At 75.0% G+C, this 25,951-nt stretch carries 22 protein-coding genes; 11 read left to right on the top strand and 11 right to left on the bottom strand.

Features of this window, described 5'->3' with window-relative positions:
* Window positions 1-4: 4 nt before the first annotated feature.
* The 4 genes from AB0O29_RS16545 (at window position 5) to AB0O29_RS16560 (ending at window position 7,296) form a co-directional block, all read left to right on the top strand.
* Window positions 5-475 carry a MarR family transcriptional regulator gene (locus tag AB0O29_RS16545; protein ID WP_365152169.1) on the top strand — a complete coding sequence of 157 codons (471 nt, stop codon included), beginning with the start codon at window positions 5-7 and terminating at the stop codon, window positions 473-475.
* A gap of 65 nt (window positions 476-540) precedes the next feature.
* The gene (locus AB0O29_RS16550) at window positions 541-3,465 is read left to right on the top strand and encodes an FAD-binding and (Fe-S)-binding domain-containing protein (RefSeq protein WP_365152171.1); all 2,925 of its coding nucleotides are present in this window, start codon (window positions 541-543) and stop codon (window positions 3,463-3,465) included.
* Window positions 3,466-3,625: 160 nt separating this feature from the next.
* Complete coding sequence (locus AB0O29_RS16555; protein ID WP_365152173.1) at window positions 3,626-5,518, top strand: ABC transporter ATP-binding protein; 1,893 nt, start codon at window positions 3,626-3,628, stop codon at window positions 5,516-5,518.
* Entirely contained in the window at window positions 5,515-7,296 is a 1,782-nt protein-coding gene (locus AB0O29_RS16560; RefSeq protein ID WP_365152175.1) for an ABC transporter ATP-binding protein, read from the top strand. Before AB0O29_RS16555 ends, AB0O29_RS16560 begins: the two co-directional genes overlap by 4 nt.
* A 118-nt stretch (window positions 7,297-7,414) precedes the next feature.
* Here the strand turns inward: AB0O29_RS16560 and AB0O29_RS16565 are convergent, their stop codons facing one another.
* A complete protein-coding gene (locus AB0O29_RS16565; protein WP_365152177.1) occupies window positions 7,415-8,206 on the bottom strand; it encodes a metal-dependent hydrolase in 792 nt (263 codons plus the stop codon).
* A gap of 145 nt (window positions 8,207-8,351) precedes the next feature.
* Here AB0O29_RS16565 and AB0O29_RS16570 point away from each other — a divergent pair, with 145 nt between their 5' ends.
* The 3 genes from AB0O29_RS16570 (at window position 8,352) to AB0O29_RS16580 (ending at window position 12,345) form a co-directional block, all read left to right on the top strand.
* Window positions 8,352-10,874 carry a DUF3516 domain-containing protein gene (locus AB0O29_RS16570; RefSeq protein WP_365152179.1) on the top strand — a complete coding sequence of 841 codons (2,523 nt, stop codon included), beginning with the start codon at window positions 8,352-8,354 and terminating at the stop codon, window positions 10,872-10,874.
* A 106-nt stretch (window positions 10,875-10,980) separates the two neighbouring features.
* Window positions 10,981-11,883, top strand: coding sequence for an acyl-CoA thioesterase II (locus AB0O29_RS16575; RefSeq protein WP_365152180.1), 903 nt, complete (start codon window positions 10,981-10,983; stop codon window positions 11,881-11,883).
* A gap of 60 nt (window positions 11,884-11,943) precedes the next feature.
* On the top strand, window positions 11,944-12,345 hold the full coding sequence (locus AB0O29_RS16580) for a YchJ family metal-binding protein (RefSeq protein WP_365152182.1): 402 nt from the start codon (window positions 11,944-11,946) through the stop codon (window positions 12,343-12,345).
* Here the strand turns inward: AB0O29_RS16580 and AB0O29_RS16585 are convergent.
* The 7 genes from AB0O29_RS16585 to AB0O29_RS16615 all read right to left on the bottom strand — a co-directional run bounded on the left by AB0O29_RS16585 (window position 12,309) and on the right by AB0O29_RS16615 (window position 19,236).
* The gene (locus tag AB0O29_RS16585; RefSeq protein ID WP_365152184.1) at window positions 12,309-13,136 is read right to left on the bottom strand and encodes a DUF6397 family protein; all 828 of its coding nucleotides are present in this window, start codon (window positions 13,134-13,136) and stop codon (window positions 12,309-12,311) included. The genes AB0O29_RS16580 and AB0O29_RS16585 overlap by 37 nt on opposite strands.
* Before the next feature lie 188 nt (window positions 13,137-13,324).
* Entirely contained in the window at window positions 13,325-13,723 is a 399-nt protein-coding gene (locus AB0O29_RS16590) for a roadblock/LC7 domain-containing protein (protein WP_042809302.1), read from the bottom strand.
* 291 nt (window positions 13,724-14,014) lie between these two features.
* Window positions 14,015-14,659 carry an ATP/GTP-binding protein gene (locus AB0O29_RS16595; RefSeq protein ID WP_344150456.1) on the bottom strand — a complete coding sequence of 215 codons (645 nt, stop codon included), beginning with the start codon at window positions 14,657-14,659 and terminating at the stop codon, window positions 14,015-14,017.
* Window positions 14,659-15,060, bottom strand: coding sequence for a DUF742 domain-containing protein (locus AB0O29_RS16600; protein WP_365152186.1), 402 nt, complete (start codon window positions 15,058-15,060; stop codon window positions 14,659-14,661). Before AB0O29_RS16600 ends, AB0O29_RS16595 begins: the two co-directional genes overlap by 1 nt.
* A complete protein-coding gene (locus tag AB0O29_RS16605) occupies window positions 15,057-15,503 on the bottom strand; it encodes a roadblock/LC7 domain-containing protein (RefSeq protein WP_365152188.1) in 447 nt (148 codons plus the stop codon). The genes AB0O29_RS16600 and AB0O29_RS16605 overlap by 4 nt, the downstream gene beginning before the upstream one ends.
* Entirely contained in the window at window positions 15,503-18,301 is a 2,799-nt protein-coding gene (locus AB0O29_RS16610; RefSeq protein WP_365152190.1) for a nitrate- and nitrite sensing domain-containing protein, read from the bottom strand. The genes AB0O29_RS16605 and AB0O29_RS16610 overlap by 1 nt, the downstream gene beginning before the upstream one ends.
* Window positions 18,302-18,360: 59 nt before the next feature.
* On the bottom strand, window positions 18,361-19,236 hold the full coding sequence (locus tag AB0O29_RS16615) for an MHYT domain-containing protein (RefSeq protein WP_365152192.1): 876 nt from the start codon (window positions 19,234-19,236) through the stop codon (window positions 18,361-18,363).
* 171 nt (window positions 19,237-19,407) lie between these two features.
* Here AB0O29_RS16615 and AB0O29_RS16620 point away from each other — a divergent pair, with 171 nt between their 5' ends.
* Window positions 19,408-20,007, top strand: coding sequence for a methyltransferase domain-containing protein (locus AB0O29_RS16620; RefSeq protein ID WP_365152210.1), 600 nt, complete (start codon window positions 19,408-19,410; stop codon window positions 20,005-20,007).
* A gap of 53 nt (window positions 20,008-20,060) precedes the next feature.
* Here the strand turns inward: AB0O29_RS16620 and AB0O29_RS16625 are convergent, their stop codons facing one another.
* Window positions 20,061-20,975 (bottom strand): oxygenase MpaB family protein, encoded by a 915-nt coding sequence (locus AB0O29_RS16625; RefSeq protein ID WP_365152194.1) that lies wholly within the window; start codon window positions 20,973-20,975, stop codon window positions 20,061-20,063.
* Window positions 20,976-21,109: 134 nt separating this feature from the next.
* Here AB0O29_RS16625 and AB0O29_RS16630 point away from each other — a divergent pair, with 134 nt between their 5' ends.
* Window positions 21,110-21,898 carry a hypothetical protein gene (locus AB0O29_RS16630; RefSeq protein ID WP_365152196.1) on the top strand — a complete coding sequence of 263 codons (789 nt, stop codon included), beginning with the start codon at window positions 21,110-21,112 and terminating at the stop codon, window positions 21,896-21,898.
* A gap of 35 nt (window positions 21,899-21,933) precedes the next feature.
* On the top strand, window positions 21,934-22,392 hold the full coding sequence (locus AB0O29_RS16635) for an SAM-dependent methyltransferase (protein ID WP_365152198.1): 459 nt from the start codon (window positions 21,934-21,936) through the stop codon (window positions 22,390-22,392).
* 6 nt (window positions 22,393-22,398) lie between these two features.
* On the opposite strand, the gene AB0O29_RS16640 is transcribed toward AB0O29_RS16635, so the two are convergent.
* Entirely contained in the window at window positions 22,399-22,947 is a 549-nt protein-coding gene (locus tag AB0O29_RS16640) for an MOSC domain-containing protein (RefSeq protein ID WP_365152200.1), read from the bottom strand.
* A 29-nt stretch (window positions 22,948-22,976) separates the two neighbouring features.
* Window positions 22,977-23,159, bottom strand: coding sequence for a hypothetical protein (locus AB0O29_RS16645; RefSeq protein ID WP_365152202.1), 183 nt, complete (start codon window positions 23,157-23,159; stop codon window positions 22,977-22,979).
* 228 nt (window positions 23,160-23,387) lie between these two features.
* Here AB0O29_RS16645 and AB0O29_RS16650 point away from each other — a divergent pair.
* On the top strand, window positions 23,388-25,951 hold a 2,564-nt coding region (locus tag AB0O29_RS16650), incomplete at its 3' end, for an SNF2-related protein (RefSeq protein WP_365152204.1).

The following is a 25,951-nucleotide window of genomic DNA, read 5'->3' on the forward strand; positions in this document are numbered from 1 at the left end:
CAGTATGAGCACCGGTTCCGAGAGCGACACCCGCGATTCCACCGACGGCGTCCTCGCCGAGCAGCTGCTGCGCCTCACGCGCCGGCTCCACCGCATCCAGAAGCGCCACATGGAACCGCTCGGGATCACCCCCGCCCAGGGCCGGCTGCTGCGCATCGTGGCGCACTACGGGGACGGCCCGCCGCCCCGAATGGCCGACCTGGCCGCCCGTCTGGAGGTCGTCCCGCGCGCCGTGACCACGCTGGTCGACGCCCTGGAGGCGGCCGACCGCGTGCGCCGGGTGCCCGACCCGGCGAACCGGCGCGTGATCCGGATCGAGCTCACCGAGACCGGCCGCGCCACGCTGCGCCGTCTGCGCAACGCGCGAACCGACGCGGCAGAGGAGATCCTGGCCCCGTTGACCGCGGAACAGCGCGAGGTGCTCGGCGGTCTGCTCAACGCGCTCGCGGACGTCCCGGCGGAGCGCCGCTGCTGAAACGGTCCCTCTCACGGGCGCCGCGTGCGGCGGGCCGGGGCGCCCACACGGACGAGGGGTCGCACATGCCGCTGTTCGAACCGAAGCCCGGTGCCCTGCGCCCGCGCCGCCACGGCGCCCCCGCCCCCGACCGGGTCCCGGACCGGACGGCCTCCGGCACACCGCGGACCCTGCGCGAGGAGCTCACCGGGCTCCTCGGCGCCGAGAAGGTGCTGTGGCGGGTCTCCGACCTGGTCCGCTACGCCACCGACGCCTCCCCCTACCGCTTCGTCCCGCAGGTCGTGGTGATCGCCGAGGACATCGACGACATCTCCGCCGTCCTCTCCTACGCCCACGGCAGGCAGCGCGAGGTGGTCTTCCGCGCCGCCGGGACCTCCCTGAACGGCCAGGCCCAGGGCGAGGACGTGCTGGTCGACGTACGCCGCCACTGGCGCGGCGTCGAGGTCCTCGACGGGGGCCGGCGCGCCCGGATCCGGCCCGGCACCACCGTCTTCCGCGCCAACGCCGCCCTCGCCCGCCACGGCCGGGTCCTGGGCCCCGACCCGGCCAGCGCGATCGCCTGCACCCTGGGCGGGGTCGTCGCCAACAACTCCTCCGGCATGACGGCCGGCACCACCAGGAACGCGTACCGCACGCTGTCCTCCCTCACCCTCGTCCTGCCGACCGGCACCGTCGTGGACACCGCCGACCCGCTCGCCGACGAGGAGCTGGCGCGCGCCGAACCGGCCCTGTGCCACGGGCTCATGGAGCTCAAGCGGGAGATCGAGGCCGACCCGGCCCTCGTCGCGCGGATCCGCGCCAAGTACGAGATCAAGAACACCACCGGCTACCGGCTCGACGCCTACCTCGACGGCACCACCCCCGTCGAGATCCTGCGCGGCCTCGCCGTCGGCTCGGAGGGCACCCTCGCCTTCATCGCCGAGGTCGTCTTCGACACCCTGCCCCTCGACCGGGAGCTCGTCAGCGCCCTGCTGTTCTTCCCCTCCCTCCCGGCGGCCGCCGCCGCGGTCCCGCTCTTCAACGAGGCAGGGGCGCTCGCCGTCGAGTTGATGGACGGCAACACCCTGCGCGCCTCGGTCAGCGTCCCCGGGGTCCCCGCCGACTGGGCGGCGCTGCCCAAGGACACGGCGGCGCTGCTGGTGGAGTTCCGCGCGCCGGACGCCGCCGGGCGCGCGGAGTACGAGCGCCGGGCGGCGGCCGTACTGCCCTCCCTGGACCTGGTCGCGCCGGTCGCCTCCGTCACCAACGCCTTCACCCGTGACCCGGCCGTCATCGCCGGCTGCTGGAAGGCCCGCAAGGCCTTCGTCACCGCCGTCGGCGGGGCCCGGCCCCCGGGCACCACCCTGATCACCGAGGACTTCGCCGTACCGCCGTCCCGGCTGGCCGAGGCCTGCGAGGCGCTGCTGGCCCTCCAGGCGGAGCACGGCTTCGACGCGGCCGTCGCGGGGCACGCGGCCCACGGCAACCTGCACTTCCTGCTGGCCTTCGACGCCGCCCGGCCCCAGGACGTGGACCGGTACGCGGCCTTCATGGACGCCTTCTGCCGGCTCACGGTCGAGCGGTTCGACGGCTCGCTGAAGGCCGAGCACTCCACCGGCCGCAACATGGCCCCCTTCCTGGAGCTGGAGTGGGGGCCCGCCGCCACCGACCTGATGTGGCGCACCAAGCGGCTGATCGACCCGGAGGGCATCCTCGCCCCGCGGATCCTCCTCGACCGCGATCCGCGGGCGCACCTGCGCGGCCTCAAGACGATCCCCCGGGTGGAGGCGGAGGCCGACCCCTGCATCGAGTGCGGGTTCTGCGAACCGACCTGTCCCAGCGAGGACCTGACGACCACTCCGCGCCAGCGGATCGCGCTGCGCCGCGAGATGATGCGCCAGGCACCCGGCTCCCCGGTCCTGGGCCGGCTGCTCGACGCCTACGGGTACGACGCCGTCGACACCTGCGCGGGCGACTCCACCTGCGCGCTCGCCTGCCCCGTCGGCATCGACACCGGCGCCCTGATGCGGGAGTTCCGCCACCGGCGGCACGGCCCGTTCGAGGAGCGTGCCGCCGCGCTGGCCGCCGAGCGGTTCGCCGTCGTGGAGGCCGCCGCCCGGCTGGCCGTGGCCGCCGCCGGCCGGGCCGGGGACCGGCTGCCGTCCGCCGTCACCCGGGCCGCGCGCAGGGCCGTACGCCCCGACCTGGTGCCGCGGTGGCTCCCGCCCATGCCCGGGGCCGCCGCGCGCCGGCTGCCCCCGACCCGGCGGGTGGGCGCGGCCGCCGTGTACTACCCGGCCTGCGTCAACCGGATCTTCGGCGGCCCCGGGGACCGTCCCGGGCCCTCGCTGCCGGAGGCGGTGGTGGCCCTGGCGGAACGGGCGGGCAGGCCGGTGTGGATCCCGCGCGACGTCCGGGGCACCTGCTGCGCGACGATCTGGCACTCCAAGGGGTACGAGGCCGGCAACCGGCTGATGGCGGACCGGATCGTGGCGGCCGCCTGGGGCTGGACCGCCGGGGGCCGCCTCCCGCTCGTGGTCGACGCCTCCTCCTGTGCCCTGGGGCTGGCCCGGGAGGTGGTCCCGTACCTGAGCGAGGACAACCGGGAGCTGCACGCGGAACTGAGGATCGTGGACTCCGTCGTCTGGGCGGCGGAGGAACTGCTGCCGCACCTGGAGGTGCGGCGCACGGCCGGGTCCGCGGTCCTCCATCCCACCTGCTCGACGCGGCACCTGGGGGACGAGGAACAGCTGCGCGCGGTGGCCGGGGCCTGCGCCGACGAGGTGGTGGTCCCGGACGACGCGGGCTGCTGCGCCTTCGCCGGCGACCGGGGGATGCTGCACCCGGAGCTGACGGCCTCGGCGACGGAGCGGGAGGCGGCGGAGGTGGCCGCGCGGCCGTACGACGCGTACCTGTCGGCGAACCGGATGTGCGAGGTGGGCATGGAGCGGGCCACCGGGCACCCCTACGCCTCGGTCCTCCTCGAACTGGAGCGCGCCACCCGGCCCTGATCCCTTCCGCACGCCCCTCGTACGCCCCCGCGCGGTGCGCGCCCCGGGTGCGTACGGCGTGCGCCGAGCGGCGCCCCCCGGCCGGAAAATCGATTGCCGGGGCCGCGACCGGAAGGCGAACCTTGCGTGGTTTGCACTCACCGAGCCGTGATGGGGCGTCATGCAGATCAGCGACCTTCCGTATCCGGATCCCGGGGTACCCGACGCCCGCTCCGGACCGCGTTTCCTGTGGTGGCTGGCCCGGGGCCAACTCGGCGGGCAGGCCCGGAGCCTGGCCTGGGGGCTGGTGCACTTCTGCGGCATCGCCGGGCTGCCGTACGCGGTGGGCCTGGGCGTCGAGGCGGCCGTCGACCGCGACGGCGGGCGGCTGCTGCTGGTCGGCGGGCTCCTCCTGCTGGTCGGCGCGGCCATCGCGACGGGCGACGCCATGCTGCACCGCAGCGCCGTCACCAACTGGATCACCGCCGCCGCGCGGGTGCAGCAGCTGCTCGCCCGCAAGACGGCCGAACTGGGCTCGGCCCTGACCCGCCGGGTCGCGGCCGGGGAGGTGGTGGCCGTGTCCACCGGGGACGTGGAGAAGATCGGCTGGTTCGTCGAGGCGGTCTCCCGCTTCCTCGCCGCCGCGTTCGCCGTCGTGGTCATCTGCGTGGGGCTGCTGTTCTACGCGCCCGCGATCGGCGTGGTGGTCGCGGCGGGCGTCCCGGTGCTCGCGCTGTCCGTGCTGCCGCTGCTGCCCCGGGCCACCCGGCGCGCCGACGTGCAGCGCGAGAAGGCGGGCCGGGCCACCGAGCTGGCCTCCGACACGGTGGCGGGCCTGCGCGTGCTGCGCGGCATCGGCGGCGAGGAGCTCTTCCTCGACCGCTACCGCGAGGCCTCGCAGGAGGTCCGCGCGGCGGCGGTGCGCAGTGCCCGCATGTGGGCGCTGATCGCCGCGGTGCAGGTGGTGCTCCCGGGCGCCCTGATGATCACGGTGGTCTGGTACGGCTCCGTGCTCGTCCTGGACGGCCGGCTGGCGGTCGGTGAGCTCGTCGCCGCCTTCAGCGCCGTCGCCACGATGCTGTATCCGCTGCGGCACTTCGAGGAGATCGCGATGGCGTACTCCTTCTCGCGGCCCTCCGCCCAGCGGGCGGCCCGGGTGCTGTCGCTGACGCGCACGGACGGCGCGGCGGATCCCGCCGCCGACGGGCCGGCGGAGCCCCCGGCACCGGGCGGGGACCTGTACGACCCCGTGACGGGGCTGCTGGCCCCGGCCGGGCGCCTGACGGCGGTCGTGTGCGGGGACCCCGACCTGGCGGGCCGGCTCGCGGACCGCCTGGGCGGGCACGCGGTGACCGCCGGGGACCCCGGGGACGCTGAAGACGCTGGAGGCGCCGGGAACTCCGAGGACGCCGACGGGGCCGAGAGCGCCGGGCCGTCGGTGCTGCTCGGCGGGGTCGCGCTGGACGGCCTCGCGCTGGACGCGGCGCGCGGGCTGGTCCTCGTCCAGGACAAGGACCCGGTGCTGCTGTCCGGAACCCTGCGCGAGCTGTTCGAGGTACCGGCCTCGGGCGCGGTGACCGCCCAGGCGGCGCTGGCGGCGGCGCAGTGCGGGGACGTCCTGGACGCGCTGGTCCAGGCGGCTCCCGACGGGGTGGAGGACGCGATGGAGGCGCGGATCACCGAGCGCGGCCGGTCGTTGTCCGGCGGGCAGCGCCAGCGGCTCGCGCTGGCGCGGTCGCTGGTCACCGACCCGGAGGTGCTGGTACTGGACGAGCCGACCTCGGCGGTGGACGCGCACACCGAGGCGCGGATCGCCGACGGGGTCGCGGAGCTGCGCGCCGGGCGCACCACGGTGGTGCTGGCGTCCTCGCCGCTGCTGCTGGACCGCGCCGACCGGGTCGTCCTGGTGCACGGGGGCCGGGCCGTGGCGGCGGGCACCCACCGCGAGCTGCTGGGCGCCGAGCCGCGCTACCGGGCGGTCGTCACCCGGGAGACCGGCGGGGAGGGCGACGGGGAGCGCGACGGGGAGACCCGTTCGGACGAGGAACTCACAGAGATCGAGGAATCCGCATGATCGGTGTGGCTCCGCCGGAGTACGATCCGGCGGCCCCCGAGACGGCCGCGACCCTGCCCGTGGGCACGTCGGCGACCGTACGGGGCTATGTGCGCGGCCTGCTGCGGCGGCACCGGCGGGCCTTCACGGCGCTGGTGTGCGTCAACGCGGTCGCGGTGGTCGCCTCCATGGTCGGCCCGTACCTGCTGGGGCGGGTGGTGGACGGGCTCTCGACGGGTGCGCGGGAGCTGCACCTGGGGCGCGTGGCGCTGCTGTTCGCGCTGGCGCTCGCCGTCCAGACCTGCTTCGTGCGGCTGGTGCGGCTGCGCGGGGCGATGCTCGGCGAGGAGATGCTGGCCGATCTGCGCGAGGACTTCCTGGTGCGGTCGGTGGGGCTGCCGCCGGGCGTCCTGGAGCGGGCCGGTACCGGTGACCTGCTGTCGCGGATCACCACCGACGTCGACCGGCTGGCGAACGCGATGCGCGAGGCGGTGCCGCAGCTGGCCATCGGCGTGGTCTGGGCGGGGCTGTTGTACGGGGCGCTCGCGGTGACCGCGCCGCAGCTGGCGCTGGCCGCGCTGGTGGCGCTGCCGGTCCTGGTGCTGGGCTGCCGCTGGTACTTCCGGCGGGCGCCCTCGGCGTACCGCTCGGAGGCCGCCGGGTACGCGGCGGTCGCGGCGGTGCTGACGGAGACGGTGGACGCGGGGCGCACGGTGGAGGCGCACCGGCTGGGCGGGCGGCGGATCGCGCTGTCGGAGCGGCGGATCCGGGAGTGGACGGCCTGGGAGCGGTACACGCTCTTCCTGCGGACGGTGCTCTTCCCCGTCGTCAACGTCACCTATGTGACGATCCTCGGCGCGGTGCTGCTGATCGGCGGCTACTGCGTGCTGCGCGGCTGGATGTCGGTGGGCCAGCTGACCACGGGCGCGCTGCTGGCGCAGATGATGGTCGACCCGATCGGTCTGATCCTGCGCTGGTACGACGAGCTCCAGGTCGCCCAGGTGTCCCTGGCGCGGCTGGTGGGGGTGCGGGAGATCGAGCCGGCGGCGGGTGACGGCGCGGTGGCCCCGCAGGGCCGGGACGTACGGGCGGAGGAGGTCCGGTTCGGCTACCGGGAGGGCGTGGACGTCCTGCACCGGGTGTCGATGTCCGTGCCGCCGGGCACCCGGATGGCCCTGGTCGGCCCCTCGGGCGCGGGCAAGTCCACGCTGGGCCGGCTGCTGGCGGGGATCTACGCTCCGCGGACCGGGGAGGTCACGCTCGGCGGGGCGCGGCTGTCGCGGATGCCGGCGGAGCGGGTGCGCGAGCACGTGGCGCTGGTGAACCAGGAGCACCACGTGTTCGTGGGCTCGCTGCGGGACAACCTGCGGCTGGCCCGGACGGGCGCCGAGGACGCCGAGCTGTGGGCGGCGCTGGGCGCGGTGGACGCCGACGGCTGGGCGCGGGCCCTGGAGTCGGGGCTGGACACGGAGGTGGGCTCGGGCGGCAGTGCGCTGACCCCGGCGCAGGCGCAGCAGATCGCGCTGGCCCGGCTGGTGCTGGCGGACCCGCACACGCTGGTGCTGGACGAGGCGACCTCGCTGCTGGACCCGCGGGCGGCCCGGCACCTGGAGCGGTCGCTGGCGCGGGTGCTGGACGGGCGGACGGTCATCGCGATCGCCCACCGGCTGCACACGGCGCACGACGCGGACGTGATCGCGGTGGTCGAGGCCGGCCGGATCAGCGAACTCGGCTCGCACGACGAGCTGGTGGCGGCCGACGGGGCGTACGCGGCCCTGTGGCGCTCCTGGCACGGCTGACCGTTCCCGGGCGCCGGCCGGGCGGCTCCGCCCGGCCGGGCCGTCCCGGGTTGCCCCGGGCGGGCCTGGCGGGCCGCCCGGATCGGCCGGGCCGCCCCGGACGGAGTCCGCGGAGGTCTCAGATGAGGCCGAGTGCCGAGGCGCCGCCGACGCCGCCCAGGAGCATGAACACCGGCATGAGCACCTTGAGCTCCACCCAGCTGCCCGCGCGGAAGCGCATGGCCTTCGGCGGGCCGAGCGCGTACCACCGCTTCCCCTTGATCGGCAGGGGCCACAGGATCGGGCAGCCGGAGACGGTCAGCGCGTCACCGATGTCGTGCACGAGGGCGCCGAGCAGGATCGGCAGGCCGAGCCAGAGGTACTCCTGCCCGGGACCGGAGAACAGCCAGCCCGCTCCGTTGCCCGGCTCGTCGAGGACCCCGGCCAGGATCCAGGCACTGGTCGCGCCGAGCAGCCAGACCAGGACGTCGCTGGACATCCGCGCCGCCCGCCACAGCAGGCCCTCGACGGCCAGCACCAGGTGGACGAAGAGGAGCACCAGCACTCCCCAGCGGTCGAAGCTCACCGCGAGCGCGGAGGAGCCGGCGCCTATGAGGACCGCCCACAGCCAGGTGTGGGTCAGGGTGCGGTGGCCCCCGCTGCGGCGGGCGTCGCGCGGTGCGCGGGTCGCCTTGTAGACGGCGTACGAGATCTTGTCGACCACCTCGCACAGGCCCTTGGACAGCGGCCCGAAGGCACGGGAGATCGTCGCCGACTTGTGGTCGAGGTCGGGGGCGAGGGCGGCGCCGGCGCAGATCAGCGCGCCGACGACGAGCACGGGCCAGGGCATCGGGTGCCCGGCGGCCGCGGTCGCGGCGCCCACCCCCAGCCAGGCCGCCGCCCCGGACAGTGAGTGCGCCGGACCCATCATGCTCGTTTCCCGCCCCGGTCCCGTCGTGGTGGGGCCCCGTCGATGACTTCGGTCGGGCCGCCTCGACGGCCCAGCGTACCGGCGATGATCTTCTTTCCGTCCTCCGGTTCCCTCTTCCGGCGGGAAGCCAGGCAAGATGGGGGGCGTGACCCTCATTGATCAGCTCCCGCCGACCGCCGACCCCGACGCCCTCTTCGAGGCTTTCTCCTCGTGGGCGGAGGACCAGGGCATCACCCTGTACCCGGCTCAGGAGGAGGCGCTGATCGAGGTCGTCTCCGGCGCGAACGTCATCCTGTCGACCCCCACGGGCTCCGGCAAGAGCCTGGTCGCGGCCGGCGCGCACTTCACCGCGCTGGCCCAGGACAAGGTCACCTTCTACACCGCGCCGATCAAGGCGCTCGTGTCGGAGAAGTTCTTCGACCTGTGCAAGCTCTTCGGCACCGAGAACGTCGGCATGCTGACCGGCGACGCCTCCGTGAACGCGGACGCCCCGGTGATCTGCTGCACCGCCGAGGTGCTGGCGTCCATCGCCCTGCGGGACGGCAAGTACGCCGACATCGGCCAGGTCGTGATGGACGAGTTCCACTTCTACGCGGAGGCCGACCGCGGCTGGGCCTGGCAGATCCCGCTGCTGGAGCTGCCGCAGGCGCAGTTCGTCCTGATGTCGGCGACGCTCGGCGACGTGAAGCGGTTCGAGGAGGACCTGACCCGGCGCACCGGCCGCCCGACCTCGGTGGTCCGCTCGGCGACCCGGCCCGTCCCCCTCTCGTACGAGTACGTGACCACGCCGATCACCGACACCATCACCGAGCTGCTGGAGACGCGGCAGTCGCCCGTCTACATCGTGCACTTCACCCAGGCCCAGGCGGTCGAGCGGGCGCAGTCGCTGATGAGCATCAACATGTGCACCCGCGAGGAGAAGGACAAGATCGCGGAGCTGATCGGCAACTTCCGCTTCACCACGAAGTTCGGCCAGAACCTCTCCCGTTACGTCCGCCACGGGATCGGCGTGCACCACGCGGGCATGCTGCCCAAGTACCGGCGCCTGGTCGAGAAGCTGGCGCAGGCCGGTCTGCTGAAGGTCATCTGCGGTACCGACACCCTCGGCGTGGGCGTCAACGTCCCGATCCGCACGGTGCTGTTCACCGCCCTCACCAAGTACGACGGCAACCGCGTCCGCACGCTGCGCGCCCGCGAGTTCCACCAGATCGCCGGCCGCGCGGGCCGCGCCGGCTTCGACACGGCCGGGTTCGTGGTCGCACAGGCCCCCGAGCACGTCATCGAGAACGAGAAGGCCCTCGCCAAGGCCGGCGACGACCCGAAGAAGCGCCGCAAGGTGGTGCGCAAGAAGGCCCCCGAGGGCTTCGTCGCCTGGTCGGACACCACCTTCGAGAAGCTGATCGCCGCCGACCCGGAACCGCTGACCTCGCGCTTCAAGGTCACCAACATCATGCTGCTGTCGGTGATCGCCCGGCCGGGCGACGCCTTCAAGGCGATGCGCAGCCTCCTCGAGGACAACCACGAGCCGCGCAAGGCGCAGCTGCGCCACATCCGCCGGGCCATCGCGATCTACCGGTCGCTGCTGGACGGCGGGGTCGTGGAGAAGCTCGACACCCCGGACGCCGAGGGCCGCACCATCCGGCTCACGGTCGACCTCCAGCAGGACTTCGCGCTGAACCAGCCGCTGTCCACCTTCGCGCTGGCCTCCTTCGAGCTGCTGGACCCCGAGTCCCCCTCCTACGCGCTGGACATGGTCTCGGTCGTGGAGTCCACGCTGGACGACCCGCGCCAGATCCTGGCGGCCCAGCAGAACAAGGAGCGCGGCATCGCGGTCGGCGCGATGAAGGCGGACGGGATCGAGTACGAGGAGCGGATGGAGCGCCTCCAGGAGGTCACCTACCCCAAGCCCCTCGAAGAGCTGCTGGTCCACGCCTACGACGTGTACAGCAAGAGCCACCCGTGGGTCCGCGACCACCCCGTCTCCCCGAAGTCGATCATCCGCGACATGTACGAGCGGGCGATGACCTTCACCGAGTTCACCTCCTTCTACGAGCTGGCCCGCACCGAGGGCATCGTGCTGCGCTACCTGGCGAGCGCCTACAAGGCCCTCGACCACACCATCCCCGACGACCTGAAGTCCGAGGACCTCGAGGACCTGATCGCCTGGCTGGGCGAGCTGGTCCGCCAGGTCGACTCCAGCCTGCTCGACGAGTGGGAGCAGCTGGCGAACCCGGAGGTGGAGACGGCGGAGCAGGCCCAGGAGAAGGCCGACCAGGTCAAGCCGGTCACGGCCAACGCCCGCGCCTTCCGCGTGCTGGTCCGCAACGCGATGTTCCGCCGGGTCGAGCTGGCCGCCCTGGACCACGTCGACCAGCTGGGCGAGCTGGACGCCGAGGCCGGCTGGGACGCCGACGCCTGGGGCGAGGCCATGGACGGCTACTGGGACGAGTACGACGACCTGGGCACCGGCCCCGACGCGCGCGGCCCCAAGCTGCTGCAGATCGAGGAGGACCCCGCGCACGGCCTGTGGCGCGTCCGCCAGACCTTCGCCGACCCGAACGGCGACCATGGCTGGGGCATCAGCGCCGAGGTCGACCTCGCCGCGTCCGACGAGGAGGGCCGGGCGATCATCCGGGTCACCTCGGTGGGCGAGCTCGGCGAGCTCTGAGCTCCCCCGGACGCCGTCCGGGGGGACCCCCGACCCGCAAGCCGCCCGGCCGGGCGGACCCGCCCGGCCCGCCGCACCCCCCGGACCCGACAGTGGAGAGCCCCTGATGACGAACCCCGCCGAGAGACTCGTCGACCTGCTCGACCTGGAGCAGATCGAGGTCAACATCTTCCGGGGGGCCAGCCCCCAGGAGTCCCTCCAGCGCGTGTTCGGCGGGCAGGTCGCCGGCCAGGCCCTGGTGGCGGCAGGCCGGACCACCGAGAGCGACCGCCCCGTCCACTCCCTCCACGCGTACTTCCTGCGCCCGGGGCTCCCCGGGGTGCCGATCGTGTACCAGGTGGAACGGGTACGTGACGGGCGCTCCTTCACCACGCGCCGGGTCACCGCCGTCCAGCAGGGCAAGACCATCTTCAACCTGACCGCCTCCTTCCATCACCCGGAGGAGGGCAGCATCGAGCACCAGCTTCCTCCCCGCCTCGAATTCCCCCACCCGGACTCGCTCCCGAAGGTCGCGGACGAGATCCGCGAGCACCTGGGCGCGCTGCCCGAGGCACTGGAGCGGATGGCCCGCCGCCAGCCCTTCGACATCCGGTACGTGGACCGGCTCCGCTGGACTCCCGACGAGCTCAAGGACGCCGACCCGCGCAGCGCGGTGTGGATGCGGGCGGTCGGCCCGCTGGGCGACGACCCGCTCGTCCACACCTGCGCCCTCACCTACGCCAGCGACATGACCCTCCTCGACGCCGTGCGCATCCCCGTGGAGCCGCTGTGGGGCATGCGCGGTTTCGACATGGCCTCCCTGGACCACGCCATGTGGTTCCACCGGCCGTTCCGAGCGGACGAGTGGTTCCTGTACGACCAGGAGTCGCCCATCGCCCACGGCGGCCGGGGCCTGGCCCGGGGACGCATCTACGACCTGGAGGGCAGGCTGCTGGTCTCCGTCGTCCAGGAGGGCCTCTTCCGCCCGTACCCGGCCGAGAAGGCCAGGCCGGCCGTCTCCCCGCAGTAGGCCCGGCCCCGCCGCGCCCGCTCACCCCTCCCTTCCCGTCCCGAAGAACTGAGCTCACCCATGACCACCCCGGTCCTCCCCTGCCCCTGCGGGCTGCCCGCCGCCTACCCGGACTGCTGCGGCCGCTTCCACTCCGGTGCCCGGCAGGCGCCCACCGCCGAACTGCTGATGCGCTCGCGCTTCAGCGCCTTCGCGGTCGGCGACACCGCCTACCTGCTGCGGTCCTGGCACCCCTCGACCCGCCCGGGCCGGCTCGAACTGGATCCGGACCAGCGCTGGGAGCGGCTGGAGATCCTCGCCACCGAGCGCGGCGGGATCTTCGAGACCGAGGGGTCGGTGGAGTTCCGCGCCCACTACCGCGAGGGCGGGCACACGGGCTCGCTGCGCGAGAACAGCGCCTTCTCCCGGGAGGGCGGCGCCTGGGTCTACGTCGGCCCCCTCACCCCGGTCGAGTTCGACTGACCCCTCGCCCCGGCCAGGGCGAGGTCCAGGCCGGCGCGGTAGCGGCCGACCTCCTCCGGCGGGCCCGCCAGCAGCAGCGGACCGGCGACGGCCGCCGCGGCCGGGACCTGCGGGTGGCCGTAGGGCGGGGGCGGCGCGAGCGCGGCGAGCACGATCCGCTCCGCCGGGTCGGGGACGGCGGCCAGCACCTCCTCCTCCGGGAGGACGGAGGCCAGGACGGCCGCCCGCTCCCAGGGGTCGGCGGTCCGTCTCAGCAGCAGTCCCACATGCCGCTCCCGCCACTTGCCCGGCCGTAGGTCGGCCCCTCCGGCCAGCAGCTCCCGGTCCTCCGGTGGCGCCGCGCCACTCAGCAGCGCGGACCGCCGGGCCGCGAACTCCCGCAGCTCCGCCGCCAGGTAGAGCCAGACGAGGGCCCGGTAGCGGTTGACCCGGTAGCCGACGGGGCTGAGGTGCCCGCAGCGGGCGAGCCGGGTGAACCGGGTCGGCCCGGTGCCCAGCACCCGCGCCCCGTGGTCCGTGCCGGCCACCGTCTCGACCCGGGCCCGCAGCGCCCCCGGGAACCCCCGCTCCGCCTTGACCCGTTCCAGCTCGGCCCGGGTGAAGCGGGCGGCGCCGCCCGCGGCGCGGGGCCCCTGGCGCACCAGTCCCAGCTGGACGGCCCGAGCGAACTCACCACGCCCCAGGCCCAGTTCCGCCGCGGCCCGGACCCCGCCGAGCGGGCCCTCCGGCCGCGCGTCCTCCCGCGGCGCCGCCACCCCGACGGGCGCGCGCCCGCACAGTTCCCTTTCCATCACGGTCCTCCCCCACGTCCGGCGACCACCCATGGCGATCACTCTGTGTGAAGACCGTAACCGAGCGCTACGACATCCCGCAGGGCCTGTGGATAACCTCCGGCCCCGACGCCCGGCCCCACCATCCGCGCCCACCATCCGCGCCCGCGAACCGAGCCCGCGAACCGGGCCCGCTACCCGCCCCGCGCTCAGCCCCCGGTGATCCGCCGCTCCGCCACGCCCAGGTGCTCTCCCACCCGGTTGACCAGCAGCGTCATCTCGTACGCGACCTGCACGATGTCGGCTTCGGCGGCGCTCAGCGCGCACAGGCTGCTGCCCGAGCCCGCCGCCACCACGAAGAGGAAGCCCTCGTCGTACTCGACCATCGTCTGGCGCACCTCACCCGCCCTGAAGTGCCGCCCCGATCCCTTCGCCAGGCTCTGCAGCCCGGCCGCGACGGCCGCCAGGTGCTCGGCGTCCTCCCGTGCCAGCCCGGCGCTCGCCGCCGTCACCAGCCCGTCGTTCGACAGCACCACCGCGTGGCGGACCTGCGGAACCCTGCGCGTCAGGTCGTCCAGCAACCAGTCGAGCTGCTTGTCCAGTGCCATTTCCAGCCCCTCCCCGTTGACCCGGCCGACGTGGCCGCGCCCCTCCCCGCGTGGTCGTGCGGCAAGCCTTCCCCACCAGGGGCTTTCCGGCAAGGAGGACGGACGCATGGCACGGAAGATGACTCAAGAGGAATGGCGGGCGTCCCGCCCGCGCTCCGCCGCCACCGCGCCGCCGTACGCGGCCCGAGCGGACGGAAGCCCGCACATCCCTCCCATCCGGTCCGTTCCCGGCGGCGTCCGCCCCGCCTCCACCGCCGGCGGCGGCAGCGTCAAGAGACGGAATCTGGCCCTTCACAGGGAACCGGCCTGCGGCCCCACCGAGTCCAGCAGCCGTGCCGTGTGCACCCGACCCGCGTACTCGACCAGCCGGATCAGCACCTCCTTCCCCGAGTCCTTGTCCCGGGCGTCGCACAGCACCACCGGTGTCCCCTGCTCCAGGTCCAGCGCCCGCGACACCTCGTTCGCCCCGTAACGCCGGGCGTCCGTGAAGCAGTTGACGGCGACCACGAAGGGGATCCGCCGGTGCTCGAAGTAGTCCACGGCGGGGAAGCAGTCCTCCAGCCGCCGGGTGTCGGCGAGCACCACCGCCCCGAGCGCACCCTGGGAGAGCTCGTCCCACAGGAACCAGAAGCGGTCCTGGCCCGGCGTCCCGAACAGGTACAGGGACAGCCCCGAGCGGATGGTGATCCGGCCGAAGTCCATGGCCACGGTGGTGGTGGTCTTGCGGTCCACCCCGCCGGTGTCGTCGACCAGCTCGCCCGCCTCGCTCAGCAGCTCCTCCGTCCGCAGCGGACGGATCTCGCTGACGGCGCCGACCAGGGTCGTCTTCCCCACCCCGAACCCGCCCGCCACGAGGATCTTCAGTGCCAGCGCGGCCAGTTCCCCGTCGCTCGCCGGGCCCCCCGTCTCCGCCGGCCCGTCGTCGTGCAGTCCCATCACAGTGCTCGCAATCCTTCGATGACTTCCCGCAGAATCCGCATCTCCGGCAACCGGGCGGGCGGCACGGGACGGCTGACCCGCACGTGCCCCGCCTCCAGCAGGTCCCCCAGCAGCACCCGCACCACGCCCACCGGGAGGTCCGCCTCGGCGGCGAGCTCCGCCACCGACTGGGTCTCGGAGCGGCAGAGCCCCAGCAGGGCCCGGTGTTCGGGCCCCAGCAGCGCCTCGTCCGCCGCGCCGCCGGCGGCGCCGTCGACCACGACCAGGGCGATCAGGTCGAAGCGGACCCCGTGCGCGCCCGGCTTCGTACGCCCCCCGGTCATGGCGTACGGGCGGACGAGCGGGCCCGCGTCGGCGTCGTACCACCGGCCGTCCACGTGCCGGGCCGCCGCTCTCATCCGGCGGCCGGCGGGTGGTGGACGGCGAACCGGGGCGGGCTGTGGAGGTGTTCGCCGACCCGCTTGACCAGCCGGGCCATCTCGTACGCGATCAGGCCGATGTCGGCGCCGGCCGTACTGAGGACGGCCAGGCAGGAACCGTCTCCGGCGGCCGCGACGAAGAGGAACCCCTCGTCCATCTCCACCATCGTCTGGCGCACGTCCCCGGCGTGGAAGTGCCGGCCCGCGCCCTTGGCCAGGCTGTGGAAGCCGGAGGCCACGGCGGCCAGGTGCTCGGCGTCCTCCCGGCCCAGGCCGCTGGAGGAGCCGACGGCGAGCCCGTCGTTGGACAGGACCACCGCGTGCCGGACCTCGCGGACCCGCATCACCAGTTCGTCGAGGAGCCAGTCGGGGTCCCCGGTCCGGCGGACGCCGTCGAGACCGGCTCTGTGGTGTTCGATCATCACACTTCTCCTTCGCTGCCTGCGTGGGGGGAATCGTCCCGGGAGCCGCGCTCCCATCCGGCCCGGTAGGCCGCCATCCGGTCCCGCGCCTGCTCCGGGCTCCGCACCGGGGGCTCCTCGGGGCCCCGCTCCCCCGCCGGGGCCTCGCGCAGCTGCGGGACCAGGCTGGCCTGGCGCACCCGGCGGGGCAGTTCGGCGACGGAGCCGGTGGGTCCCGGAGCCGGTACGGGGACCGGTGCGGCCTCCGGCGGCGGAACCGGGACGGGCCCCCGGGCGGTACGGATGCCCGCGCCACCGGGGCCCCGGGGCCGGAGCTCCGCCACCGGGGCGGGAAGGGGCTCCCCCGGCGCGGGGCGGGGTCCAACGGCGGGCCCGGGCGCCGGGGCGGCGGGGCCGGGGCGGGCGGAGGCTGCGGGATCGGCGGGATCGCCGTCGGCCGGGCCGGGGCGGGCGGACGCGGCAGGGCCCGGGTGGACAGGCCCGTCGGGGCCCGGGCGGACGGGCCCGTCGGGGTCGGCGGACGCGGCGGGCACCCCGACCCTCGGGCGGCCCGGGCCTGGGGCCGGGATGCCGCGCGCGGTCCCCCGTACGGCACTCGCGCGCAGCGGGCCCGGCCGCAGCTCGGCGGCCTGGCCGTGCTCCTCCTCGGGCGGCTCGGCGGTGACGGCCGGCGGGGCCCCGATGGCGCCCTGGAGCAGCGAGAGCGGCAGCAGCACCACGGCAGTGGTGCCCCCGTACGGCGAGGGCCGCAGGTGCACCCGGATGCCGTGGCGGGCGGAGAGCCGGCTGACCACGAAGAGCCCGAGGCGGTCGCTGTCGAAGAGGTCGAGGTCCTCCGACTGTTCGATCCGGCGGTTCGCCCCGGCGAGGGCCTCGCGGCCCATGCCGAGCCCCCGGTCCTCGACCTCCAGCACGTAGCCGGCGCCGACGGGCTCCCCACTGACCCGGACCTTGGTGTGCGGCGGGGAGAACTGGGCGGCGTTCTCGATCAGTTCGGCGAGGAGGTGGGTGAGGTCGGCGACCGATCCGCCGGCGACGGAGGTCTCGGCGAGCCCGCGCACCTCCACGCGCGGGTAGTCCTCGATCTCGGAGACGGCCGCGCGCACGACGTTCGTCAGCGGGACCGGCATCCGCCAGGCCCGGCCGGGGGCGGCGCCCGAGAGGATGATCAGGCTCTCCGCGTGGCGGCGCATCCGGGTGGTGAGGTGGTCGAGCCGGAAGAGGTCGCCGAGTTCGCCCGGGTCGTCGGCCCGGCGCTCCATCGAGTCGAGCAGGCTGAGCTGCTTGTGGACCAGGACCTGGCTGCGGCGGGCGAGGTTGACGAAGACCCCGCTGACCCCGCTGGCGAGTTCGGCCCGTTCGACGGCGGCGCTGAGGGCGGCCCGGTGGACGGTCGACAGGGCCTCGCCGACCTGGGTGATCTCGTCCTCGGCGGGCGGGCCCGAGGGGGCCTCGGCCTCGACGTCGATCTCGTCGGCCCGGCCCGCCCGGATCCGGTCCATGGCCCGCGGGAGCTTGCGGTGGGCGATGTCCAGGGCGGAGTTGCGCAGCGAGACCAGCTCGACGACCAGGAAGCGGCCGATGCGGACGGAGATGACGAGGGAGACGGCGACGGCGGCCAGGCCCAGCAGGACGGCTGCGCCGGAGGGGCTGAGGGCGGCTTCGACGAGCGGGTCGGCGCGTCCGGCGGTCTCGGCGCGAGCGGCCTGGCCGATCTCGCGCATCGAGCTGCTGACGCTCGCGTACGCGGCGTCCCAGCCCGGGGGCGTGCCGCGGGGGTCCTTGGCGGCGGAGGGCCCGGTGGCGGCGGGGGTCAGGGCCTTGTCCTCGGCGCCGGTGAGCTCGGTGTAGGCGGCGCTCCTCGCCACCGCGTCCCAGACCGCCCGCTGGCCGGGGGGCAGGTCGGCCGCACCGGTCGCGGTCAGGGTGCGGCGGGATTCGACGGTGCCGGTCAGCCGGCGCTGCGCCTCGGCGTTGCGGGCGCCCGCGCCGGTGCCCGTACTCGCACCCGCGCCCGTACCCGCACCCGTACCCGTACCCGTACTCGGCAGGGCGAGCAGTGCGTCCTCGCGGGAGAGCAGTTCGGCGGCCCGGGCGAACTCCAGCAGCACCCGGGCGTCCGGCCCGCTGCCGGCGTCACGGCCGTCGGAGAGGGCTCCCTCGACGGCGAGGGCGGATTCGGCCACGCGGGTGTACGTCTCGTAGGCGCCGTCGGGGGTGGTGCGGCGGGCGGTGACGTCCTTGCGGGCGGAGCCGAGCGCCTCGGCGTCGGTGACGAAGGCGCCGAGCCGGGCGACCACGTCGGCGCGGTAGTCGCCGGACTCGGCGACGGTGTGGCGGTCGCCCAGGCGCAGCCGCCGTACGGCCGCGTCGGTCCGGCGGGCCTGCTCCTCCAGGGCGGAGGCCTGGTCGGAGGCGGGATCGGCCAGGAAGCGGACGGTGGCGCGGCGTTCGGCCTGGATCTCGGTGAGGGCGGCCGCGACGGGGGTGCGGATCTCGGCGTCGACCTGCCGGACGCGGTCGAGGCGGGCGATGTCCTGGGCGGTGCCGACGGTGGCGAACCCCCAGAGGGCGAGCAGGGAGACCACCGGCACCATCAGCAGCGAGACGATCTTCGCGCGGACGGTGGCGGGCCGCAGCCGCAGCCCCGGCCGCACCAGGCCCCCGTCGCCCGGGCCGGGCCGCCCCGGCGCGCCCGCCTCCTCGGCGGGCGGACCGGCGTGGGCGCGGCGGCCGCGCGACGGGGGCGCGGGCGGCTGCGGCGGCGCCGGTTCCGGTCTTCTGCGGGGTGTGCGCATGGGCTCCTCGTTCCGGGGCGGTACGGGTGGACGGGGCGCGGTTGGGCCGCGGGAGGGGCTCAACGGGAGGGGGCGGCCCGTTCCACCGGGGGCCGGGCGGAGACCTGCGCCGAAGCGGAGGCGGAGGCGGAAGCAGCGGAGGAAGCGGAGGAGGGGGCAGGAGCCGACCCCGTACCGGACGCCGAGGCGAACGCGGAGTCCGAGGCCGCCCGCTCGTCCGCCGTCGGGGACAGCGCGACGAAGGCGGCCGTGATGAAGAGGTACGAGCCGAGACCGACCGCGAGCGGGAAGATGAACTGCATCGCCGTGGCTCCGGGGAGCGCCTGGTCCGAGGGGCTCACCCGGACGGCGACGGCCATCATCCCCGTGTAGTGCATGCTGCTGACGGCCGCGCCCATGACGAGGGAGGCGCCGGCCACGGCCAGCGGCGACCGGATGTTGAGTGCGGCCCAGAGCGCGGCGGTCGCGGCGACGACGGCGATGGCGACGGAGATCCCGACGGTGAGGGGGTCGTAGGAGATCCGGCCGTGCAGGCGCAGGGCGGCCATGCCGAGGTAGTGCATGCTCGCGACGCCGAGGCCGGTGGTGAGGCCGCCGAGGACGAGGGAGCGGCCGCGGTCCTTGCCGTAGCCGACGGCGAAGACCCCGGCGCCGACGACGATCACGGCGACGAACAGGCTGAGGAGGGTCAGCGGCACGTTGTAGTGGATCTCGGTGCCGGTGACGTGGAAGCCGAGCATGGCGATGAAGTGCATCGTCCAGATGCCGGTGCCGATGGCGGACGCCGCGGTGAGCAGCCAGTTGCGGCGGGAGGGGCCCGTCGCGGCGAGCGCGCGGACGGTGCAGCGCAGCCCGAGGGCGGCGCCTATCGATGCCATCACGTATGACAGCGCGGGTGTCAGCCAGCCATAGGCGGCGTGGTCCAGGTGTCCCATGGCCACCGGACGCTAGTCCGGGTGAGGGGACGAACACGGGGCGCATTTCGAAAGCCGCTGGAACTGCTGGAATATGACAGAGATACGTTCATCTGCGATCGCGGCGGTGGACAGCTTGCACACGGGCCGCTCCCGGTGCGGAATCATGGGCGCATGGACACTGCGAACCGCATGAGCGAGGACCCGGCGCGCGTACAGGAGTTCTTCGGGGCGCGCGCGGACGCCTGGGACGAGAAGTTCCCGGAGGACGGGCCCGCCTTCGCGACGGCCGTCGCCGAGTTCGGCGTCGGGCCCGGCGACCGGGTGCTCGACGCGGGCTGCGGGACCGGGCGGGCCCTGACCCCGCTGCGCGCGGCCGTCGGCCCCTCCGGAACGGTGCTGGGCGTGGACCTCACCGAGCGGATGCTGGCCGCCGCCCGGCGGGCGGGACGCGACGCGGACGGGACGCTGCTGCGCGCGGACGTGGCCCGGCTGCCGCTGCGCGACGGGGTCCTGGACGCGGTGTTCGCGGCCGGGCTGATCGCGCACCTGCCCGAGCCCGCGGCGAACCTGCGCGAGCTCGCCCGCGCGGTGCGCCCCGGCGGCCGGCTCGCGCTGTTCCACCCGATCGGACGAGCCGCGCTCGCCGCGCGCCACGGCCGCGAGCTGACCCCGGACGACCTGCGGGCCGAGCACAACCTCGGCCCGCTGCTGGCCGGTTCCGGCTGGGAGATGACCTCGTACGCCGACGAGGACTCCCGCTTCCTGGTCCTGGCCGTACGCCGCCCCTGAGGCACCCCGCGCACTCCCCCGGCCGCACCCCCGGTCCCCGCCGGACCCGGGGGCTACGCCGGGGGCTGGGCCTCCGCGCCGGCCGGGCGGCGCGGGTGCGGCACCGGGCAGCCGCCGGCCCCGGCAACCGGGAAGGTGCCGAGCTCACCCACGTCGTAGCCGTGGGGGTAGCCCTTGATCTCGGGGTTCTGACGGCCGTAGTGCGGGGCGCCGCGCGGCGGCATCAGCCGTACCGCCCGGCCGCGCAGCCGCAGGGCCCCGTGGACCAGACGGCTGACGGCGGGATGCGGGCGCTCGTAGCGGAACGCCTTCAGCAGCGGCTCGTCCAGGAGGGCGAGGCTCGCGCGGAGCACGGCCGGGGCGAGGGGCTGCGGGTACCAGGAGGCCATCAGGCCCAGGGTGGCGTCGGCGACCGCGCGGCTGCCCTCGTCCCAGCCGAAGTGGGCCTCCTCGTAGGCGTCGAGGGTGGCCTCGAACTCCTCGTACGAGCCCGGGACCTCCTTGATGCCCAGGTGCCGGCCGAGGGTCGCGTAGTAGTTGGCGCAGGCGCGGCGCTCGTGGTGGGTCAGCGGGCGCCAGCCGTAGGCGTCGATCCAGCGTGACGGGATCACCACGAACGTGCACAGCACGTAGCGCATGTCGTCGTCGGAGATGTCGTAGCTGCGGTGCATCTGGTTGACCCGGCGGATCGCGGTGCGGGCCGTGTCGTGGTCGAAGCCGTGCTCGACGACGGCGTCGAGGAGCAGCGCGGTGTCGTCGTAGCGCTTCTGGGGGCGCTCGGTGAACTCGGCGGTCTCGGCGAGCAGACCCCCGATGCTCGGGACGGCGTAGGTGCGGAAGAGGGCGAGTTCCAGGGCGCGGGTGAAGTCCCAGGGGAATTCGTAGGTGGCGGTGAGCCGGTAGATGGCGAGGAAGTCCTTGTCGGGGTCGAGCCGGAGGATCTCCTTCAGCCGGTCGTAACGCTGCACCGGTCTCCCTTTCTGTGGCGGGTGCTCAACTCTACGTGCAGGTAGCGGGCTTGAAAATCGCAGGCCGCCGGGTCTCGACGGGTGAGTTACCGGCTGGTTAGGGTGCGCCGGACGAGACTGCATCGGGAGGCCACGTGTCGGACGAGGAGGGCGGGGGCTCGCTGTACGTGCTGAGTGCCGTACTGCTGACCCCCACGCGGTTCCCGGCGTTGCTCGGCGACGATTTCCCGGAGGCCTGCGCGCTGCTGGGCGTGGCGCCGGCCGCCGAGGGGTACGGGCTCGTGCTCGGCCAGGACGAGGAGGGCGCCCGCTGGACGGTCGTCGTGGACGACGTGTCGCTCGTGGCCGCCGCCATCGCCTCCTGGGACTGCGGCATGGAGTACGACCTGTCCCCCGACGAGCGGTCGGTGGTGCTCTCGCTGGCGGGCTGGCCGCTGGAGCTGACGGTGTCGGCGCCCGGCGTCCCGGAGCCGCACGACCCGGAGCGGGGTGCGGACGGGACCGGGCGGGTGCCGCTGGCGCCGCCTTCGGCGGACACCTGGGGGCCGGTGCAGCGGCGGCTGGGCGCGGACCAGATCGCCCGGGAGTGGGCGGACTGGCGCGAGCGCGTGGCGGAGGACGGCGGGGCCGCGGCCGCCGCGCACCCCGGGCTGGCGCGGGCGCTGCGGGAGGCCGAGGAGTACACCCGGCAGGCGCCGCCGCCGGGGCGGGTCCGGTCGGCCTTCGCGGGTGAGGGCGTACGGACCCTCCGGGCGGACGGGCCCGGCTGGTCACTGGTGGCCCGCACCGACGACGCGGCCTTCGTCCTGCTGGACGACGAGCCGGGCGAGGTACTGGCGGTACCTCGCGAGGCGGCGGGCGGACTGCCCGAACTGTCCGGCCTGCTGGCGGCGCTGGACCGCGTCGCCGCGCGGCCGGTCTGAACCGGCGTGCACACGAAGGGGAACGGGGAACGGTGATGGTCGAGTCGACGCCCGTGGGCGTGGTCGTGGGTGGACGGGCGGAGGTCGTGGACGACGACTGGGGACGGGAACGGGCCGTGATCCGGCTGGACCCCGGCCTCTTCGGACCGGAAGCCCTCTACGGGCTGGAGGACTTCTCGCACGTCGAGGTCGTCTACCACTTCGACCGGGTACCGGCGGAGAGGATCGAGACGGGAGCCCGGCACCCCCGGGGGAACGAGGACTGGCCGCTGGTCGGCATCTTCGCCCAGCGCGGCAAGAACCGGCCGAACCGGCTCGGGGTCTCCCGCTGCCGGGTGGTGCGGGTGGACGGGCTGGACGTGCACGTGGAGGGGCTGGACGCGGTGGACGGCACACCGGTGCTCGACCTCAAGCCGTACATGGACGAGTTCGGCCCCCGGGGCGAGGTCCGCCAGCCGGAGTGGGCGACGGCCCTGATGCGCGACTACTACTGACGCGGGTCAGACCCGTTCGAGCGGTATGTGCGGCAGCGGCGGGAGGGTGACCGTGATGCCGTCGCCGGGGCGGACCGTGCCGCCCCGGTGGACGACGCCCATGATGCCGGCCTTGCGGACCACCCTGCCCTCCTCGTCCCGGCCGACGACCTGCTTGAGCAGCCCGTCCTGGAAGGCGTTGATCTGCGGGCACGGGTTGCGCAGGCCGGTGACCTCCACGACGGCCTCCTCGCCTATGCCCAGCAGGGTGCCGGTCGGGAGCGCGAGCAGGTCTATGCCCTCGGTGGTGACGTTCTCCCCGAGCTGGCCGGGCGCGACGCTGAAGCCGGCCTCGGCGACCTCGGCGAAGAGCTCCCGGTGGATCAGGTGCACCTGGCGCAGATTCGGCTGGGTCGGGTCCGCCGCCACGCGCGAGCGGTGCTTGACCGTGACCCCCGCGTGCACGTCGCCCTCGACGCCGAGGCCGGAGAGCAGGGTGATGCTCTCGCGGTTCGGCTTGGTGAACGAGTACACGCCGTTGCTGCTGACCGCCGCTACCTGTGCGGTGGTGTTCATCTGGTGGTTCCCCCCTGCTCGCGCCGCTCTCAGCGGCCGATCCGCTTCCTCGACATGCCCCGCACCCGCTGCCTCTGGGAAGAGTCCAGGAGGAGGTAGGCCAGGACCGGGACCCCGATCAGGACCGCCAGCGCGGGCCAGAATCCGAACAGCCAGAACAGCACGACCGCTGCCGCGACCGCGACGACCGCGGTCCTTCCGCTCCTCGACATCGCGGACACCTCCTCCTGTGTGCCGGGCACTACCCGCACAACGCGCCGCGGCCGTGGTGCGTTCCCGGCCATGCGCCCGGCCGTGTTCCCGGCCACGCGGACCCTACGCCACGTGATCGTCCGCGAGGCCGTCACGTGACCCGGGTCACTCCGGCGCTCCGTCCGGGCGGTCACCCGGGTGGGGTACTCTCGGCCGCCCCGTACCCGGCAGGAACGACTGAGGAACGCGTGCTCTCCGAGATCTCCGGCCTCGTCCACCGCTCCGCCGTCTTCCTGCCCGCGGACCCCCCGCGCGAGGGACGGGTGGCGTTCTGGCACCCGGACGGCGCCGGCCTTCCGGCGGCGGTCCCCCCGGCGGCCGCCGCCGAGGAGCTCACCGTCGTCACCCCGGACCTCCGCCTCGCCACCGTGCCCGCCCTCGTGCTGCCCGTCGGCGCCGCCCTGCCCGTCCTCACCCGGGCCCGCGCCGCCGCCACGGCCGCCACGGCCTCCTCCCCCGCCTCCCCCGCCGCGTTCTGGGGTGCCGCCGCGCTGCTCGCCCTGGGCCTCGCCGCGCGCGGGCTGCTCCTGCCCGGCCTGAGCCCGGCGGGCCACGACGCCTGGCGCATGGGCCCGCTGGACGCCGACGACCTCGCGCGGATCCGCGAGCTGGCGGCCGCGATGCCGCCCGGGGCCCACTGCGTCCCCCTCGGCCCCACGGTCCCCCTGGCCCCCACAGGCCCCCTCGGCCCCACCATCCCCACCGCCCCCCTCGTCCCCGGCGGCACCCCCGCCCCCCTCGACGCCCCCGGCGCGCTCCGCCTGCCCGCACCCGAGCCCCTGCTGCGGGCCTTCCTCGACGCGGTCGCCGACACCCTGCCCCGCTCCCCCGCCGCCCCCGCCGCCACGCGCGGGCCCGCCTACGCCGCCGCCGGGACCTCCCCGGACCCCCGCCCGTACGCCGCCCTGCGCCCCTGGGCCGACGAGGTGGCGGCGACCCACGACGCGGGGATCCGGATCTCCCTGCGCCTCGAACTGCGGGAACCGCTCGCGCCGCACGACCCGGACGACCCGCACGACCCCGACGGAGCACGCGAAACACCCCGCCCACTCACCCCCGCTGCCTCAGCCGCCCCCGCCTTCCGCGCCGTCCTGCGCCTGCACGGCCGCGCCGACGCCTCCCTGGCCGCCGACGCCGCCGACGTCTGGACGGCCTCGCACCCCGCCGCGGCGGCCTTCCCGCCACGGGCCCGGCTGGACGCGCTGCGCGCCCTGCGCCGCGCCGCCCGGATCTGGCCGGCCCTCTCCCCGCTGCTCACGGCCGCGGTACCGGACGCCGTGGACCTCGCCGACGAGGAGGTCGGTGAGCTGCTCGGCGAGGCCTCCGCCGCGCTCGCCGCCGACGGCGTCCAGGTGGACTGGCCGCGCGGGCTGGCCCGTACCCTCACCTCCCGCGCCGTGATCGGCACCGGCGCCGTGCCCCCGCCCGCCGGCGCCCCCGCGCTCCCTCCCACCGCCCTGTTCGACCTCGGCTGGCGCCACTCCCTCGGCGAGGGGGCCGGCGACCTCACCCCGGCCGAACTCGACCGCCTCGCCGAGGCGAAGCGCCCCCTGGTCCGGCTGCGCGACCAGTGGGTGCTGGTCGACCCCGCCGCCGTGCGCGCCGCCCGGGCCCGCCGGGAGCGGCCCGCCGCGGTCACGGCCGCCGACGCGCTGGCCTCCGTACTCACCGGCTCGGCCGAGATCGACGGGGAGCCGGTGGAGGCGGTCCCCGTGGGCGCGCTCGCGGCGCTGCGGGACCGGCTGACGGGTGAGCTCGCCCCGGTCACAGCCCCGGTGGGGCTGAACGCCACCCTGCGGGACTACCAGCTGCGGGGTCTGGCCTGGCTGGACCTGATGACCTCTCTGGGGCTGGGGGGCTGCCTCGCCGATGACATGGGGCTGGGCAAGACGGTGACGCTGATCGCGCTGCATCTGCACCGGGGGCGTCCGGAGCCGACGCTCGTGGTGTGTCCGGCGTCGTTGCTGGGGAACTGGCAGCGGGAGATCGAGCGGTTCGCGCCGGGGGTGGCGGTGCGGCGTTTCCACGGCGGGGACCGCAGCCTGGACTCGCTGGCGGGCGGGTTCGTGCTGACCACGTACGGGACGATGCGGGCCTCGGCCGGGCGCCTGGCCGCCCAGAGCTGGGGGCTGGTCGTCGCGGATGAGGCGCAGCACGTGAAGAACCCGCACTCGGCGACCGCGAAGGCCCTGCGGACCATCCCCTCCCCGGCCCGGGTCGCGCTCACCGGCACCCCGGTGGAGAACAACCTGTCCGAGCTGTGGGCCCTCCTCGACTGGACCACGCCCGGCCTCCTCGGCCCGCTCACCGCCTTCCGGGCCCGGCACGCCCGTCCGGTGGAGCACCAGCAGGAGGAGGACGGGGGCAATGAGGCGGCCGTCGCGCGGCTGGCGGCGCTGGTGCGGCCGTTCCTGCTGCGCCGCCGCAAGTCCGACCCCGGCATCGCGCCCGAGCTGCCGCCGAAGACCGAGACCGACCATCCGGTGTCCCTGACGCGGGAGCAGGTCTCGCTGTACCAGGCGGCGGTGGAGGAGGCGATGGCGGTGATCGAGGGGAGCGAGGGCATCGAGCGGCGCGGCATGATCATGAAGCTGCTGGCCTCGCTCAAGCAGATCTGCAACCACCCGGCGCAGTACCTGCGGGAGGCCGATCCGCGCATCCCGCACCGCTCGGGCAAACTCGCCCTGCTGGACGAGCTGTTGGACACGATCCTGGCCGAGGGCGGCTCCGTGCTGGTCTTCACCCAGTACGT

Source organism: Streptomyces sp. NPDC089915 (genome assembly GCF_040684675.1).
Taxonomy (GTDB): domain Bacteria; phylum Actinomycetota; class Actinomycetes; order Streptomycetales; family Streptomycetaceae; genus Streptomyces.

Excerpts from the sequence above, each read along its gene's own strand:
- AB0O29_RS16545 (WP_365152169.1), top strand. The coding sequence starts at position 5 with ATGAGCACCGGTTCCGAGAGCGACACCCGCGATTCCACCGACGGCGTC.
- AB0O29_RS16550 (WP_365152171.1), top strand. The coding sequence starts at position 541 with ATGCCGCTGTTCGAACCGAAGCCCGGTGCCCTGCGCCCGCGCCGCCAC.
- AB0O29_RS16555 (WP_365152173.1), top strand. The coding sequence starts at position 3,626 with ATGCAGATCAGCGACCTTCCGTATCCGGATCCCGGGGTACCCGACGCC.
- AB0O29_RS16560 (WP_365152175.1), top strand. The coding sequence starts at position 5,515 with ATGATCGGTGTGGCTCCGCCGGAGTACGATCCGGCGGCCCCCGAGACG.
- AB0O29_RS16565 (WP_365152177.1), bottom strand. The coding sequence starts at position 8,206 with ATGATGGGTCCGGCGCACTCACTGTCCGGGGCGGCGGCCTGGCTGGGG.
- AB0O29_RS16575 (WP_365152180.1), top strand. The coding sequence starts at position 10,981 with ATGACGAACCCCGCCGAGAGACTCGTCGACCTGCTCGACCTGGAGCAG.
- AB0O29_RS16580 (WP_365152182.1), top strand. The coding sequence starts at position 11,944 with ATGACCACCCCGGTCCTCCCCTGCCCCTGCGGGCTGCCCGCCGCCTAC.
- AB0O29_RS16585 (WP_365152184.1), bottom strand. The coding sequence starts at position 13,136 with ATGGAAAGGGAACTGTGCGGGCGCGCGCCCGTCGGGGTGGCGGCGCCG.
- AB0O29_RS16590 (WP_042809302.1), bottom strand. The coding sequence starts at position 13,723 with ATGGCACTGGACAAGCAGCTCGACTGGTTGCTGGACGACCTGACGCGC.
- AB0O29_RS16595 (WP_344150456.1), bottom strand. The coding sequence starts at position 14,659 with ATGGGACTGCACGACGACGGGCCGGCGGAGACGGGGGGCCCGGCGAGC.
- AB0O29_RS16600 (WP_365152186.1), bottom strand. The coding sequence starts at position 15,060 with ATGAGAGCGGCGGCCCGGCACGTGGACGGCCGGTGGTACGACGCCGAC.
- AB0O29_RS16605 (WP_365152188.1), bottom strand. The coding sequence starts at position 15,503 with ATGATCGAACACCACAGAGCCGGTCTCGACGGCGTCCGCCGGACCGGG.
- AB0O29_RS16610 (WP_365152190.1), bottom strand. The coding sequence starts at position 18,301 with ATGCGCACACCCCGCAGAAGACCGGAACCGGCGCCGCCGCAGCCGCCC.
- AB0O29_RS16615 (WP_365152192.1), bottom strand. The coding sequence starts at position 19,236 with ATGGGACACCTGGACCACGCCGCCTATGGCTGGCTGACACCCGCGCTG.
- AB0O29_RS16620 (WP_365152210.1), top strand. The coding sequence starts at position 19,408 with ATGAGCGAGGACCCGGCGCGCGTACAGGAGTTCTTCGGGGCGCGCGCG.
- AB0O29_RS16635 (WP_365152198.1), top strand. The coding sequence starts at position 21,934 with ATGGTCGAGTCGACGCCCGTGGGCGTGGTCGTGGGTGGACGGGCGGAG.
- AB0O29_RS16640 (WP_365152200.1), bottom strand. The coding sequence starts at position 22,947 with ATGAACACCACCGCACAGGTAGCGGCGGTCAGCAGCAACGGCGTGTAC.
- AB0O29_RS16645 (WP_365152202.1), bottom strand. The coding sequence starts at position 23,159 with ATGTCGAGGAGCGGAAGGACCGCGGTCGTCGCGGTCGCGGCAGCGGTC.